Annotated in this window: 11 protein-coding genes and 1 pseudogene; 9 read left to right on the top strand and 3 right to left on the bottom strand. The window is 72.1% G+C overall.

The annotated features are described in order from the left end of the window. A pseudogene (locus tag AB8Z36_RS12645) lies at window positions 1-755 on the top strand (MFS transporter); the annotation flags it as partial. Here the strand turns inward: AB8Z36_RS12645 and AB8Z36_RS12640 are convergent. Further along, window positions 643-1,113 carry a hypothetical protein gene (locus tag AB8Z36_RS12640; RefSeq protein WP_369213353.1) on the bottom strand — a complete coding sequence of 157 codons (471 nt, stop codon included), beginning with the start codon at window positions 1,111-1,113 and terminating at the stop codon, window positions 643-645. The pseudogene AB8Z36_RS12645 and the gene AB8Z36_RS12640 overlap by 113 nt on opposite strands. A gap of 956 nt (window positions 1,114-2,069) precedes the next feature. On the opposite strand from AB8Z36_RS12640, the gene AB8Z36_RS12635 reads away from it, so the two are divergent. The 8 genes from AB8Z36_RS12635 (at window position 2,070) to AB8Z36_RS12600 (ending at window position 9,353) form a co-directional block, all read left to right on the top strand. Continuing rightward, window positions 2,070-3,482 carry a family 2B encapsulin nanocompartment shell protein gene (locus tag AB8Z36_RS12635; protein ID WP_369213352.1) on the top strand — a complete coding sequence of 471 codons (1,413 nt, stop codon included), beginning with the start codon at window positions 2,070-2,072 and terminating at the stop codon, window positions 3,480-3,482. A 56-nt stretch (window positions 3,483-3,538) separates the two neighbouring features. Further along, window positions 3,539-4,777, top strand: a complete 1,239-nt coding sequence (locus AB8Z36_RS12630) for a family 2 encapsulin nanocompartment cargo protein terpene cyclase (RefSeq protein WP_369213351.1) — start codon at window positions 3,539-3,541, stop codon at window positions 4,775-4,777. A 15-nt stretch (window positions 4,778-4,792) separates the two neighbouring features. Continuing rightward, window positions 4,793-5,671 carry a geranyl diphosphate 2-C-methyltransferase gene (locus tag AB8Z36_RS12625; protein WP_369213350.1) on the top strand — a complete coding sequence of 293 codons (879 nt, stop codon included), beginning with the start codon at window positions 4,793-4,795 and terminating at the stop codon, window positions 5,669-5,671. 113 nt (window positions 5,672-5,784) lie between these two features. Continuing rightward, on the top strand, window positions 5,785-6,090 hold the full coding sequence (locus AB8Z36_RS12620; protein ID WP_369213349.1) for a hypothetical protein: 306 nt from the start codon (window positions 5,785-5,787) through the stop codon (window positions 6,088-6,090). A gap of 138 nt (window positions 6,091-6,228) precedes the next feature. Further along, on the top strand, window positions 6,229-6,384 hold the full coding sequence (locus AB8Z36_RS12615; protein WP_369213348.1) for a hypothetical protein: 156 nt from the start codon (window positions 6,229-6,231) through the stop codon (window positions 6,382-6,384). Between the two features lie 12 nt (window positions 6,385-6,396). Beyond that, complete coding sequence (locus AB8Z36_RS12610) at window positions 6,397-7,041, top strand: ABC transporter substrate-binding protein (RefSeq protein ID WP_369213347.1); 645 nt, start codon at window positions 6,397-6,399, stop codon at window positions 7,039-7,041. 187 nt (window positions 7,042-7,228) lie between these two features. Next, window positions 7,229-8,272, top strand: coding sequence for a patatin-like phospholipase family protein (locus tag AB8Z36_RS12605; protein WP_369213346.1), 1,044 nt, complete (start codon window positions 7,229-7,231; stop codon window positions 8,270-8,272). Window positions 8,273-8,297: 25 nt separating this feature from the next. Continuing rightward, the gene (locus AB8Z36_RS12600; RefSeq protein ID WP_369213345.1) at window positions 8,298-9,353 is read left to right on the top strand and encodes a hypothetical protein; all 1,056 of its coding nucleotides are present in this window, start codon (window positions 8,298-8,300) and stop codon (window positions 9,351-9,353) included. 36 nt (window positions 9,354-9,389) lie between these two features. Here AB8Z36_RS12600 and AB8Z36_RS12595 read toward each other — a convergent pair whose 3' ends face one another. Both AB8Z36_RS12595 and AB8Z36_RS12590 read right to left on the bottom strand, forming a co-directional pair. Continuing rightward, entirely contained in the window at window positions 9,390-12,254 is a 2,865-nt protein-coding gene (locus AB8Z36_RS12595; RefSeq protein ID WP_369213344.1) for an NHLP bacteriocin export ABC transporter permease/ATPase subunit, read from the bottom strand. A gap of 1 nt (window position 12,255) precedes the next feature. Next, a partial coding sequence (locus AB8Z36_RS12590; RefSeq protein WP_369213343.1) for an NHLP family bacteriocin export ABC transporter peptidase/permease/ATPase subunit occupies window positions 12,256-14,467 on the bottom strand: 2,212 nt, incomplete at its 5' end.

Here is a 14,467-nt window from a genome sequence, read left to right as displayed (position 1 = left end):
GTACGGGGAAGGGCCCGGGCGGCCGTACGGGGAAGGCCCCGCGCGGTGGCGCGTTCCTGCGGGACGCGGGTACCGCGCTGCGCTGCGTCGCCTCGTCGCCCTGGCTGGCGCTGGTGATGGTGCAGGGCGTGGCCATCTTCACGCTCTCCCGGATCTGCCAGGTGAACCTCTTCCAGCCGATCCTGCTCGACCACGGCATCGCCGAGGCGTCGCACGGCGGCGTGATGGCGGCGATGACGGTGGCCGAGGCGGTGGCGGCGGCCCGGCCCCAGTGGCTGAGCCGCCGTCTCCCGCCGGTCGCCTGGGTCTCGGTCCTCAGCCTCGCGCTCGCGGGCACGCTTGCGGCCATGACGGTGGGCGGGCCGTGGGCCGTGGTGGCACTGCTCTGCCTGTTCGCCGCCGCGACCGGCTTCGCCTATCCGGTCCAGCGCAAGCTGGTGAACGACGCGGTGCCCGCGCACGCCCCGCGCGCCACGCTGCTCTCGGTCGAGAGCATCGTGGACCGCGCGGTGTGCGCGCTGGCCGCCATCGCCGTCGGCGCCTATCTCTCGGCCGGGCGCCTCGACGCCCTGCTGTGGCACAGCGCGCTCGCGACCGTGGTGCTGATCGGCGTCTTCCAGCTGCTGCTGCGCGGCGGGGTGGTCAGGCGGGGGACGGCCGGCCGAGCAGCTCGACGAGACGTACCGGAAGGAACGGAGGCCGGTGCGCGAGGCCGACCTGGTACGGGACGAAGCCGAGTGAGGCGGCCACGGTGACCTCCTCGGCGGTCTCCGCCTGGTAGACGACCCGGCAGTTGCCCGAACCGGCCTTCGCCCGTTGCCAGAGGGCGGGGGCCGGTTTGCGCTCGGCCTCGGTGCGCGGCGTGCGGACGCGGTCGCCGAAGTCCTCCCAGGCGAACGGCGCCGGTCCTTGCCACGTGGCGTCGACCTCCTTCCTCAGCCGGGCGGCACGCTCGGCGTCGGTCGCGCCCCAGGCGGACGGCACATTGGTGATCAAGCCGACCTTGATGTGCCGTTCCCGCAGGGCACGCAGGTAGGCGGCCGCGCCGGGCCGATAACTGGTGCCGCCGTCGTCGGCGGTGTGCACGAGGGTCTCCCCCAGATCGAAGTACACGATGGGACACCGTTCCCGCCCGACGCTTCTTCCTGCGGAGCCCGCGCCCGACCCGACGGCCGTCCCGAGAGCCCCCGCATCCGGCCCGACGGCCTCCCTGACAGCTCCCGCGCCCGGTCCGACGGCCTCCCCGAAGCCTCCCGCAACCGGTTCAACGGGCCTCCCCAGGGCCCCCACAGCCGGTTCGACGGCCTCCTTCGAGGACCCCGCAGCCGGGCCGACAGCCTTCCCCAAGAACCCCGCCGGTTCGACGGCCCTCTCCAGGGCGCCCGCAGCCGGTTCGACGTCCTCCCCCAAGGCTCCCGCCACCGGTGAAGTGGCCGTCCCCACGGCCCCCGACGCCGGGCCTGCGTGCTTGCCCGAGACTCCCGCAGCCCGTTCGAAGGGCCTCTCCGCGGCCCCTGCCGCCGGTGCAGCGGCCGGGCCGACGTGCCTGCCCGTGGCTCCCGCAGCCCGATCAACGGGCCTTCCCACGGCGTCCGCCGCCGGTGAAGTGGCCATCCCCACGGCCCCCGACGCCGGGCCGACATGCCTGCCCGAGGCCCCCGCGCCCGAACCCGCGCAGAGCACGGTCGTCGCCAGGGCCGTGCCCAGGGTCACGCTCAGCCGGGCGAAGCCCCCATAGGCGGATCTCTGCATCACGTCGTCGCCCTTTCCTCGCCCATAACGGTCCACCCCGCTCTACCCCCGAACACCACGCATCACTCGGGTACGGCCCCACCTCGCCGAAGCGGCGAATCGGCGGAGAACCATCGGTTATGCCGATAAACCTCTCGCGCAGCAAGATCGCTGCATCGGAGTAACACGGCGAACTTTTCAGGCGAGTTGGCCCCGGCGGCCTTTAGCGTCTTCGTGGATCTGGACGGATTGCCGGGGATTGCCCCCTCTTCTCTCCTCCTCCCGGTCTGTACGCATCCGCCGTTCGCCGCCCCCCGTGTCGAAGGAGACTTCATCCGATGGCCGTTGAGACCAGCCCGGAGGCAGCGCAGGAGGCGCCCCGGCAGTTGAGCCTGGGCACCGCCGCTGCCCGCAAACTCGCCTCCACCACCAAATCCGCGCCGCAGATGCAGGAGATCACCTCCAGGTGGCTGCTGCGGATGCTGCCGTGGGTGGAGACCAAGGGCGGCACCTACCGGGTGAACCGCCGTCTGAGCTACACCGTCGGGGACGGGCGCATCGAGTTCGTCCAGGACGGCGCCGACGTCCGCGTGGTCCCCAAGGAGCTGGGCGAACTGGCCCTGCTGCGCGGCTTCGACGACGACGAGGTACTGGCCGCGATCGCGGACCGCTGCGTCCAGCGCGACTTCCGCGCCGGTGAGGTGCTGGCCGAGCGCGGCGCCCCCGCGGAGCGGATCCATCTGATCGCCCACGGCCGGATCAAGCAGACCTCGCTCGGCAAGTACGGCGACGAGACCTCCGTAGCCGTACTTGCCGATGGCGGCCGCTTCGGCGAGAACGCCCTCCTCGACGACGACGCGCGCTGGGACTACACCGCCACGGCCGAGACCGCGGGCACCCTCCTGACCCTCTCCCGCGCCGACTTCGCCGCCGTGGTGGCTTCCGCGCCGCGGCTCCAGGGGCATCTGCGGGAGTTCAGCTCCCTCTCGGACCGCAAGCAGAATCGTCAAGGCGAGGCCGAGATCGCTATGTCGGCCGGTCACGTCGGCGAGGCCGAACTGCCGGGCGCCTTCGTGGACTACGAGGTCAGCCCGCGCGAGTACGAGCTGTCGGTCGCGCAGACCGTGCTGCGCGTCCACACCAGGGTCGCCGACCTCTACAACGGCCCGATGAACCAGACCGAGGAACAGCTCAGGCTCACCATCGAGGCGCTGCGCGAGCGCCAGGAGCACGAGCTGGTCAACAACAGGGAATTCGGCCTGCTGCACAACGCCGACTTCAAGCAGCGCATCCAGCCCCACTCGGGGGCACCGACCCCCGACGACCTGGACGAGCTGCTCTGCCGCCGGCGCGGGACCAAGTTCTTCCTCGCCCACCCGAAGACGATCGCGGCGATCGGGCGCGGCTTCACCGCCTGCGGCCTCTACCCGGACAACGTGGACCTCGGCGGCCAGCAGGTCCCCGCCTGGCGCGGCGTCCCGATCCTGCCCTGCAACAAGATCCCCATCACCAAGGAGAACACCAGCTCCATCCTGGCCATGCGTGTCGGCGAGGACAACCAGGGGGTCATCGGGCTGCGGCAGACCGGTCTGCCGGACGAGTACGAGCCGGGCCTCTCGGTGCGCTTCATGGGCCTCAGCGACCAGGCGATCGTCTCCTACCTGGTCAGCACCTACTACTCCGCCGCCATCCTCGTGCCCAACGCCCTCGGCGTCCTGGAGAACGTGCAGATCGGGCGCGACATCGGCTGACCGCCCACCCCCTCATCGAGCCCACGTAGAGCCCACGTCTCATCGAGGAGCCACAGATGCCCGTCCCTCCCGGGCCCTCGCCCCTGGAGTCGAGCCCGCCGCTCGCGGTGGCGCAACCCGACCCCACCCTGCAACGGGTCCTGAGCGGCCCCCACGGCCTGGGCACGGCGGGCCTGCGCCTGGGCTCGCTCACGGAGCCACCGGCCGCTCCTGGCCCCGCGGACGTCGCGGCGCCGGAGGTGCCCGCCGAGCCCGCCGAGCCCGCGGCCGTCGCGGCACCGGAACCACCGGCGGAGGCCGAGGCGCCGGTGGCGGAGGGGCGGCCGATTCCGGGGCTCTACCACCACCCGATCGCGCCGCCCGACCCGGCGCGGGTCGAGGAGGTGAGCCGCCGGATCAAGGCGTGGGCGGTGGACGAGGCCCAGGTGTACCCCCCGGAGTGGGAGGAGCAGTTCGACGGCTTCTCGGTCGGCCGCTACATGGTCGCCTGCCATCCGGACGCGCCCACCATCGACCACCTGATGGCCGCCACCCGGCTGATGGTCGCCGAGAACGTGCTGGACGACTGCTACTGCGAGGACCACGGCGGCTCCCCCGTCGGCCTCGGCAGCCGCCTGCTGCTCGCGCACACGGCGCTCGACCCGCTGCACACGAGCGAGGAGTACGCGCCGCCCTGGGTGGACTCCCTCCGGTCGGACGCGCCCCGGCGGGCCTACCGCTCCGCCATGGAGTACTTCCTCCAGCACGCCTCGGCCTCGCAGGCCGACCGGTACCGGCACGACATGGGCCGCCTGCACATGGGCTACCTCGCCGAGGCCGCCTGGGCACAGGAGGAGCATGTGCCCGAGGTGTGGGAGTACCTGGCGATGCGCCAGTTCAACAACTTCCGCCCCTGCCCCACGATCACCGACACGGTCGGTGGCTACGAACTCCCCGCCGACCTGCACGCCCTGCCCGCCATGCAGCGGGTCATCGCGCTGGCAGGGAACGCCACCACCATCGTGAACGACCTCTACTCATACACCAAGGAACTCGACAGCCCCGGAAAACATCTCAACCTGCCCGTAGTGATCGCCGAGCGCGAGGGTGTCTCCGACCGGGACGCCTACCTCAAGGCGATCGAGGTGCACAACGACCTCATGCACGCCTTCGAAGGAGAGGCCGCCGCCCTGGCGGCCGCCTGCCCCGTCCCGAGTGTGCAGCGTTTCCTCCGAGGGGTCGCCGTGTGGGTCGACGGCAACCACTACTGGCACCAGACCAACACCTATCGATACAGCCTGCCCGACTTCTGGTAAGGATTGGACCTTCACGTGACCAGCATTGAACTGACCACCGGCTCCTCCGTCTCCATCCCCGCGCCGGCGTCGCCCTACCAAGGTGACATCGCCCGCTACTGGGACGGCGAGGCCAGGCCCGTGAACCTGCGCCTCGGTGACGTCGACGGCCTCTACCACCACCACTACGGCATCGGCGACGTCGACCACGCCGCCCTCGGCCCCGTCGACGACAGCGGATACGAGGACAGGCTGGTCGCCGAACTGCACCGGCTCGAATCGGCGCAGGCCGAGGTGCTGCTCGACAACCTGGGCGCCATCAAGCGCGAGGACACGCTGGTGGACGCGGGGTGCGGGCGCGGCGGCTCCATGGTCATGGCCCACCAGCGCTTCGGCTGCCATGCCGAGGGCGTCACCCTGTCGGCCAAGCAGGCCGACTTCGCCAACCGGCGGGCCCGAGAACTCGGCATCGAGGATCACGTCCACGCCCGAGTGTGCAACATGCTCGACACGCCCTTCGGTACGGGTGAGGTCGCGGCCTCGTGGAACAACGAGTCGAGCATGTACGTCGACCTCCACGACCTGTTCGCCGAGCACTCCCGCATCCTCGCCCGCGGCGGACGCTATGTGACCATCACCGGCTGCTGGAACCCGCGCTACGGCCAGCCCTCGAAGTGGGTCTCCCAGATCAACGCGCACTTCGAGTGCAACATCCACTCCCGGCGGGAGTATCTGCGGGCCATGGCCGACAACCGTCTTGTTCCCCAGACCGTCATCGACCTGACGGGGGCGACCCTGCCCTACTGGGAGCTGCGGGCGACGTCTTCGCTGGTCACCGGCATCGAGGAGGCGTTCATCAACTCCTACAGGGACGGTTCGTTCCAGTATCTGCTGATCGCCGCCGACCGCGTCTGACCGATCGCGCGTGCGCAACAGCGCGTGAGCAACAGGTGCCGGGCCCGTCGTGCGACAGGCCCGGCACCCGCGCGTTCGGCCGCCGGGGCATGGCGACGGGCGATGATGTCCGGGTGGCGGCAGAGAACGTGGAGCACACCGAGGACGGTCACTTCATCATCGTCAAGGGGCGGCGGTGGCGGGCCACCGACCCCCGTCTCGCCGAGGAGGTGCGGGAACGGCTCGTCCACCACCTGATGGCGGCCCGCAGGGCGGTGGCCGCCGCCCGCGACGACGAGCCCGCCCGCAAGGCCGCCAGGGCCCGCGTCCAGCTCGCGAAGACGGGCCTCGGCGAACGCGGCACGGCCTGGTGGGAGCTGACCCTCACCGAACGGCGCGAGCGCGCGGACGACTGCCTGCGCCGGCTGGAAGAGGACTGAGCCGACGGCTCGCAGCCGAATTGCACCGATTCGTTGATCACTCCGCTACGGCAGCATTGCGGCCTCGTGGCGGGACCGGCCACCCGYMCACSYKCWCWSCCGCACACCCGCACACCCGCAGAAAGCTCCACCACAATCGTGGTCGCGACCAACGTCACGTACCTCCTGGCCAGTTGGTTCCTCGACCCGCGGTCGAACTTCAAGGAGCTGCGCCCGGTCCGCAGCGAGGCCCAGATGGACCGGGCCCTCGCCCCGTACAACCTCGACCCCGGGACGCCCCTGGTGCAGCGGTGATGGAAGTGGCTCATGTCGGTGACCCTCGACTTCGACTGGGGCATCGACCGCGGCCAGATCGCGAAGATCCGGTTCCAGGGCCTCGACCACGAGGAGCCGCTGCCCGGCTCGTCGGTGCTGTACAGCTTCCGGAAGGGGTACGAGGACAACGTCTCGGCGGTCCTGAAGCACTCCCCCGACGAGGCGAAGAAGCAACTGGACGCGGCGGGCTGGAAGCCGGGCGCCGACGGCGTCAGGGAGAAGGACGGCAAGCGGCTTGAGGTGGGCTACACCCTGCTCGGCGACGACGCGCTGGGCAAGGCGACGGCCGGTGCGTTCGCGGCGATGCTGAAGCCGGTGGGCATCAGGCTGAACATCAAGAAGGCGGACGAGGCGGACTTCTCCACCATCCTCAGCGACCGCAAGTTCGACCTGTTCCTCTCGGGCAACCGCTCGATGGACCCCTTCGGGGCCCGCTGTCTGTGCGACTTCTCCTGCTCGGACCGTGACTCCAACCTGACGGGCGCGGGCTCACCGGAGCTGGACAAGGAGATCCGGGCCACGACGGAGATCGCGGACGTGGACGAGCAGGTCGCGGCGGTGAACAAGGTGGAGCGCGAGGCGCTCCAGGAGTACGCGCTGCCCCCCTGTACAGCGGGCCCTCGACGTACAGCGTGAGGAAGGGCCTGGCCAACGTGGGCGCGACCATCTTCCACAACCCGCTGCCGGAGACGGTGGGCTGGGAGAAGCAGCGGCGGAACAGGCGCACACGCTGGACGTCCCCCGCTCCTGGGAGCATGCTCCAGGGAGCGGCACGGAGTGGGGCGTCACCGGGGCTCGCCCGGCCGCCGCGGGGGCGATCAGCATGGACGACGACAGCGTTGCCGGTAAAGGCTCCTCGGTCGCGGAGAGCACCGTCGATCTCGTGCTGGAGGGCGGTGGCGTCAAGGGCATCGCCCTCGCCGGGGCGCTCAGGGAACTCACCGCCACGCGGACGGTGCAGCGGGTCGCCGGTACCTCGGCGGGAGCCATCGTCGCCGCGCTGCTCGCGGCCGGGTACACCGTGGCCGAGCTGGAACAGGAGATGCGGGGGCTGGACTTCACCTCCTTCCAGGACGGGCCCGCGCGCCACTTCGGTTTCGTGGGGGCGGCGGTCGCCGTACTCCTGCACAACGGCGTCTACAAGGGCGACGCCCTGCACGCGTGGGTCAGCGAGCGGCTCAGCGCCAAGGGTGTGACGACCTTCGCGCAGTTGCGCCGTGCGGACAGCGGCGACGACGCGGGCACTCCGCCCTACCGGCTGGCCGTCGTCATCAGCGACATCAGCCGGGGGCGCGTGCTGCGGCTGCCCGAGGACGGCCGGGCGCTGCTGGGGGTCGACCCGGACACCGTCCGTGTCGCCGACGCGGTGCGGGCGTCGGCCTCCATCCCGTTCTACTTCCGGCCGACGAAGCTCCGTCCCGGACCCTCGCAGGGCGGACGCCCGCTGGTGTGCGTGGACGGCGGGCTGCTCTCCAACTTCCCCGTCGGCCTTTTCGACCGGCGGGACGCGGCGGAGCCCCGCTGGCCGACCATCGGCGTCAAGCTGTCGATGCGCCGTACGCCACGGCAGGACTGGCGGCCGGTGCGCAACCCGGTGGAGCTCACGAGGCGGCTCGTGTCCACCATGACGGGCGCCCACGACCAGTTCCACGTCGACCGGGCATGTGTGCGGGAGCGCACCGTCTTCGTCGACACCACGGGGGTCAGGGCCGCCGACTTCCGGATCTCCAGGGCGCAGACCGAGCGGCTCTACGCCAGCGGCCGGAGCGCCGCCCGGGAGTTCCTCGACGCGTGGGACTTCCGGGCCTGGGTGGACCACTGCCGTCCCCCGGGAGGCGGTGGCGAGCCGGGCGGAGGGACGGCCTGACACCGGAACCGTACGGGGGGGGAACATGAGCGCGGACGAGAGGGCACCCGAGGCGTCGGAGAAGCGACGCAGGACGCACTCCAGCACCTGGCTGCACCGCTCGCGGACCCGCCTGGCCGTCCTGCGGTACGAACTGGAGGCCACGACGCCGGAACCGGACCGCCTCTGCCGCTACGGGGTGCGGCAGGACGAGTTGTGGTCCGGCGCCGAGGATCTGCTGCACACCGCCGACTGCTATCTGCGGCAGGCCGAGGCCGGGCGCCAGCGGTTCGGCAGCTGGTGGAACGGCCGCCTGTACGAAGGCACCCAGTCCTGTCTGCACGCCGCCGAAGTCACCCTTGTCGCCATGTCGACCCCGCTGCGGGCGTGGAGCCGCGCGGACGGCGTGCTGTCCCTCGCGGGTCCGCTCTGCCGTCAGGACCGGCGTCTCGCCCTCGTCGAGCGGCTGAAGGAAGCGGACGCCCCGGAGGACGCCCGGGTACCCGCCGCCGTCGCCTCCCTGCTGAAGGCCGCCTACGCGGTCCAGGAGGAACGAGCCGTCCGCAGCAGGAACTTCCGCAACCGCCTCATCCGCACGGGGTGCGCGCTGACGCTGCTGCTCGTGGCGACGGTGGTGCTGGCCGGGGTAAGGCCGGGAGCGGTCCCGGTCTGCGATCCCGGCGGAAGCGGTGCGTCGGGCACCTGTCTCACCTCGGGCCGCGCGGACGCCTGGGACGTGGGCCTGGTGATGCTGCTCGGCATGCTCGGCGCGGCGATGCACGTGGTGGGGCGCCTGCAGAAGATGGGCGGCAGCTGGAACGCCTACAACCTGCCCTTCTACCAGGAGCTCGTCAAGCTCCCCATCGGCGCGCTCACCGCGGTGATCGGTCTGCTGCTGGTGGGGACGAGCGGTCTGCTGGTGGTGGAGGAGCCCGGCTCGTGGCGGGCCGTCGTCGCCTACGCCGTGGTCTTCGGGCTCGCCCAGATGGCCCTCACCCGCAGCCTCGACCACGGCGCGGAGCAGCTCCTGGCCTCCGACCCCGGGCCGGACGAGGCCAAGCAGCTGGAGAAGTTGCCCGACGTCAGGCCCGCGGGCGAGTGAGGCACCGTCCCGGCTCGCGACCGGGTGCGGCCGCCCTCACGCCATCTGGCGCCGCACCAGCTCGTGGAGCCTGCCGCCCTCGTCGGCAAGGAGTCGCGCGGGCGGGCCCTGCTCCACCACGCGGCCCTCCGCCATCACGACGACACGGTCGGCGTCCATGACGGTGGTGAGGCGGTGGGCGATCACGACGCGGGTGGCGTTCAGGGCCCGCGTGCTGTCGATGACGGTGCGCTGTGTCTCGTTGTCCAGGGCGCTCGTCGCCTCGTCGAAGAAGAGGACGCGGGGGCGGCGGATCAGTGCCTGGGCGATCATCAGGCGCTGGCGCTGGCCGCCGGAGACCGCTCCGCCGCCGGAGATCATGGTGTGCAGGCCCATCGGCATCCGCTTGATGTCCTCGGCCAGGCCCGCCATCGCCGCCGCTTCCCACGCCTCCTCCTGGCTGAAGGACTCGGCCCCGCAGATGCAGTCCAGGATCGAGCCGGTCAGGGGCTGCGCGTTCTGGAGGACCACACCGCACTGGCGGCGTACGGCCGCCTGGTCCAGAGCGGCCAGGTCCTGGCCGTCGTAGAGCACATGGCCCGCGACCGGCTTGTCGAAGCCGATCAGCAGGCGCAGCAGTGTCGACTTGCCGCAGCCGCTCGGGCCGACGACCGCCACGAACTCGCCGGGGCGGATCGACAGGGACACGTCGTCCAGGACCAGGGGTCCGTCGTCCGTGTAGCGGAAGGTCAGGCCGCGGGCCTCGATTCCGCCCGTCAGCTCGCCCGGCTGGGTGCTCGTCCCCCGCACCTCCGGTGCCTCGTCGAGCACCGGCTTGATCTGCTCGAACATCGGCAGCACCGCCGCCGCCGAGATCAGCGCCCCGGTGAGCTGGGTGACGGAGGTGAGGAGCATCGTCACCGCGGTGCTGAAGGTGAGGAACTCCGCGGCGGTGAGGCTGCCGCGCGCCGGACCCGCAAGCAGCATGAACATGATGAGGGTGCACAGGGGCAGGTAGACCGCGTTCAGGACCGTCGTCGTGTTCTTGACGCGGCCCGCCCGCCGCTGCAGCTCCCTGCTGCGCGCGAACTCGCCCGCCCAGGCCGCGTACGCGAAGCTCTCGGCTCCGGCGACGCGGAGTTTGGGCAGGCCGCGCAGGGTCTGGAAGGCCTGGTTGTTGAGCTTGTTGCCGAGTTCGACCAGGCGGCGCTGCCAGCGCAGTTCCCACAGGCCGAGGGTGAGGAACACCGCCGCGATGACGGTCAGCATGCCCAGGGCGGCGAGCGCGAGGGGGACGCTGTAGAGCAGCAGGAGGACGACGTTCATCGCGGCGACCGAGCCCGCCTGGAGGGTGACGGGGCCGATGCCCGACAGGACGCGGCGGATCGCGCTCACCCCCATCGCGGCGCTGGCCAGTTCGCCGGTGGAGCGGGCGGCGAAGAAGCGGGTGGGGAGCCGCAGCAGCCGGTCCCAGACCGCCGGTTGCAGCGCGCTCTCCATGCGCCCCTCCATCCGCAGGACGGTGAGGTTCTGGAGCAGCATGAAGGCCGCGGAGACGATGCCGGCGACCATGACGGCCAGGGACACCTGGACCATGAGGCCCTTCTCGCCGTTCGGCACGTACTCGCCGAGGACCTTGCCCGTGGCGATCGGCACCAGGGCGCCGATCGCGACCGTCACCAGACCGGCGAGGGCGAGCCGGCGCAGGTCGCCGCCGGTGCCCCGCAGACTGAAGCGGAACAGCCGCCACGGCGTCAGCGGCCGCTCCGGCAGCGGGCGGTAGAACATCACCGCCCGGGGCTCGAACTCCGCCGCGTTGGCCGGGCCGATGCGGGTGCGCCGCCCCGATGTGGGGTGCACCGACTCGTAGCCGCCGCGCCGCCACAGCAGCGCGACCGGGGCGCCGCTCGCGGCGCGGTGGCCCACCAGCGGGCCGCTGTTCTCGCGCCACCAGCGCCCGTCGAGGCGGACCGCGCGGGTGCGGACGCGCGAGGCGACGGCGATCCGCTCCACGGGGTCGACGCGCTCGCTCACCGCGCCGCCCTCCGCCGGTCCGGACAGGGTGATGCCCGCGGCGCCCGCGACCAGGCGGCAGGCCGCGTACGTGGCGTCGGCACCGCCGCTCGCGCCGGTACGCCGTGCGCCGCCCCTGCCCGTACGGCCGATGGAGGCGATCAGTGTGCGGTCGGCCTGCTCGCGGACCGTCTCGCCCGCCTTGATGCCGGCCGCCGTACGGTCCTCGTGGGCCCGCTCAAGGCGTTCGATCCAGCGGTCGAGTGTGGCGAGGAGGCGGTACTGCTGGTTGACCATACGCTGCCACATGGCCGGGTCGACGAGCAGGTCGCCCGCCGCCTCCGCGCTGTAGGCGGCGCCGTACTGGACGCTGCCCGGTGCGACCGGCATCCAGAGGACGTCGTCGTCGGTCACCCCGTCCTCGCCCGCGCCGCGGCCGTCGAGCGGCGCCTCGAACAGGACCCGGTGGCCGCGTCCGATGCCGAGCGCGAAGGCGTGCTCCAGGAGGCTGAGGGCGGCGTCCTGGGTGTCGTACTGGCTGGGGTACCGCTGCTCGTGGGCCCAGGTGTCGCCGTGGTCGGGGCGGTACAGCTCGCGCAGCGGGACGCGGCGCAGCGCGCAGCCCTGGAGCGGGCGTCCGACCAGGGTGTGCTGCGGGCCCTCGACGGGGCCGAGGAGCAGGGTGCCCGGTTCGAGGCGGCCGAGGAAGTGCCAGTGGCCCTGCTGCGCGGCGTCGACGGCGAACAGGTCGAGGGCGCCCGCCACGACGAGCCAGAGGACCTGCGGCCCCTCCAGGTGCACGCTGCGCAGGCCCGTGCAGTCGACCGGGGTGCCGAGCGCGCCGAATGCGGCGGCGACCGTGTCGTCGCCGCGGGCGGTGTGGGTGTACTGCTCCGGTACCGAGGTCACCTCAGTGCTCCTTGACCAGGTCGGCGTAGGGGCCCTGGGCGAGGGCGAGGTGTTCGTGGCGGCCGCGTTCCACGACCGTGCCGTGGTCGAGCACGACGATCTCGTCGCTGTCCCGTACGGTGCTCAGCCGGTGCGCGATGACGACGCAGGCGCAGCCGCGGCGGCGCAGGTTGTCGATGATGACCTGCTCGGTGGCGGCGTCCAGGGCGCTGGTGACCTCGTCGAGCACCAGGACGCTGGGGCGGCGCACCAGGGCCCGCGCGATCTCCAGACGCTGGCGCTGGCCGCCGGAGAAGTTCCTGCCGTCCTGCTCGACGCGGCCGTGGATGCCGCCGGGCCTGCGGGCCACGACGTCGTAGAGGCAGGCGTCCTTGAGGGCGGTGGTGACGGCGTCGTCGGGGATGGAGGGGTCCCACAGCGCGACGTTGTCGCGGATGGTGCCCTCGAAGAGGAACACGTCCTGGTCGACGAAGGAGACGGAGGCGGCGAGCGCGCCGCGCGGGATGTCCTGAAGGCGCTGCCCGTCGATGCGGATGGTGCCTTCCCAGGGGCTGTAGAGGCCCGAGATCAGCCGCGAGACGGTGGACTTGCCGCTGCCCGAGCCGCCGACGAGCGCGACCTGCTGTCCGGGGCCGACGGAGAGGGAGAAGCCGGTCAGGAGCGGCTTGTCGAGGGGGCTGTAGCCGAAGGTGACGTCTTCGAGGGTGACGTGGCCCTTGAGGCGGCGGGTGCTCGCCTCCGGTTCGGGACGGGAGTAGAGGGTGTCGACGGGGAAGTTCTCGACGTCCTTGAGGCGGGCGACGTCGGCGCCGAAGTCCTGGATGCGGCCCGCGACGCCGTTGAGGCGGGTGATCGGGGCGGTGAAGCGGGTGACGAGGGCCTGGAAGGCGACGAGCAGGCCGATCGAGAGGTGGCCCTCCACGGCACGCAGGCCGCCGATCCACAGGATCAGCGCGCTGTTGAGCGTCGCGAGGGTGGGCGCGACGACCCCGAGCCAGGCGCTCGGCACGCCGAGGCGCTGCTGCTCGTCGAGGGTGGTCGCGTGCTGGCCCGCCCACCTGCGGAAGTAGCCGTCCTCGCCGCCGGTGGCCTTCATGGTCTCGATGAGCTGGAGGCCGGTGTAGGAGGTGTTGGTGAGTCTGGCGCTGTCGGCGCGCAGCTTCTGGGTGCCGGTGGCGCGCAGGCGGACGACGACGCGCATCGCGACGATGTTCAGCAGGGCGATGCCGACGCCGACGAGGGTGAGCTGGGGGTCGTAGGTCCAGAGCAGGGCCGCGTAGAGGAGGACGACGATCCCGTCGACGCCCGCCGCGGTGAGGTCGCGGGCCAGGGTCTCGGCGACCGCGTCGTTGGACGCCAGGCGCTGGACGAGGTCGGCGGGGCTGCGCTGGGCGTAGAAGGTGACGGGCAGGCGCAGCAGGTGGCGCAGGAAGCGGGCGCTGCCGAGGGTGGAGGAGATGATCCGCCCGCGCAGCAGATTGGCCTGTTGCAGCCAGGTGAGCACCACCGTGAGCGCCACCATCGCGCCCATGGACGCGAACAGCGCGCCGAGCAGCGAGGTCTGGCGGCCGATCAGGAACAGGTCGATGTAGGTGCGGCTGAGCGCGGGCAGCGCCGCGCCGACCGCGACCAGGAGCAGGCTGGCGAGGAGGGCGGCGAGCATGGTGCCCGTGGTGCCGCGCAGCCGTGCCGGGAGTGCCCGCGCGATGCCGGGCCTGCGCCCGCCGGGGCGGAAGTCCTCGCCCGGTTCGAGGACCAGGACGACGCCGGTGAAGCTGGTGTCGAAGTCCTCGGCGGGGATGAAGCGGCGGCCCTTGTCGGGGTCGTTGATGTGGACGCCGCGGCGGCCCATGCGGCGGCCCATGCCGTCGTAGACGACGTAGTGGTTGAACTCCCAGAACAGGATCGCGGGCGCCTTGACCTCGGCGAGCGCGGCCGGTTCCATCTGCATGCCCTTGGCCGTCAGACCGTAGCCGCGGGCCGCCTTGAGCAGGTTGCTGGCCCGTGAGCCGTCGCGCGACACCCCGCAGGCGATGCGCAGTTCCTCCAGCGGTACGTGCCGCCCGTGGTGGGCGAGGACCATGGCGAGGGCGGCGGCGCCGCACTCCACGGCTTCCATCTGGAGGACGGTGGGGGTGCGGACGGCCCGGTGCCGCTCGCGCTTGGCGGCCGGGCGCGGTGCGGCGCGGCGGCGTCCCCGCTGGGGTCCGGGG

It is taken from the genome of Streptomyces flavofungini (assembly GCF_041028215.1).
GTDB lineage: Bacteria > Actinomycetota > Actinomycetes > Streptomycetales > Streptomycetaceae > Streptomyces > Streptomyces flavofungini_B.
This window is presented reverse-complemented; position numbering and strand designations above follow the sequence as displayed.

Coding starts and splice junctions, on each gene's coding strand:
- AB8Z36_RS12600 (WP_369213345.1), top strand. CDS start 8,298: ATGAGCGCGGACGAGAGGGCACCCGAGGCGTCGGAGAAGCGACGCAGG.
- AB8Z36_RS12610 (WP_369213347.1), top strand. CDS start 6,397: ATGTCGGTGACCCTCGACTTCGACTGGGGCATCGACCGCGGCCAGATC.
- AB8Z36_RS12630 (WP_369213351.1), top strand. CDS start 3,539: ATGCCCGTCCCTCCCGGGCCCTCGCCCCTGGAGTCGAGCCCGCCGCTC.
- AB8Z36_RS12635 (WP_369213352.1), top strand. CDS start 2,070: ATGGCCGTTGAGACCAGCCCGGAGGCAGCGCAGGAGGCGCCCCGGCAG.
- AB8Z36_RS12605 (WP_369213346.1), top strand. CDS start 7,229: ATGGACGACGACAGCGTTGCCGGTAAAGGCTCCTCGGTCGCGGAGAGC.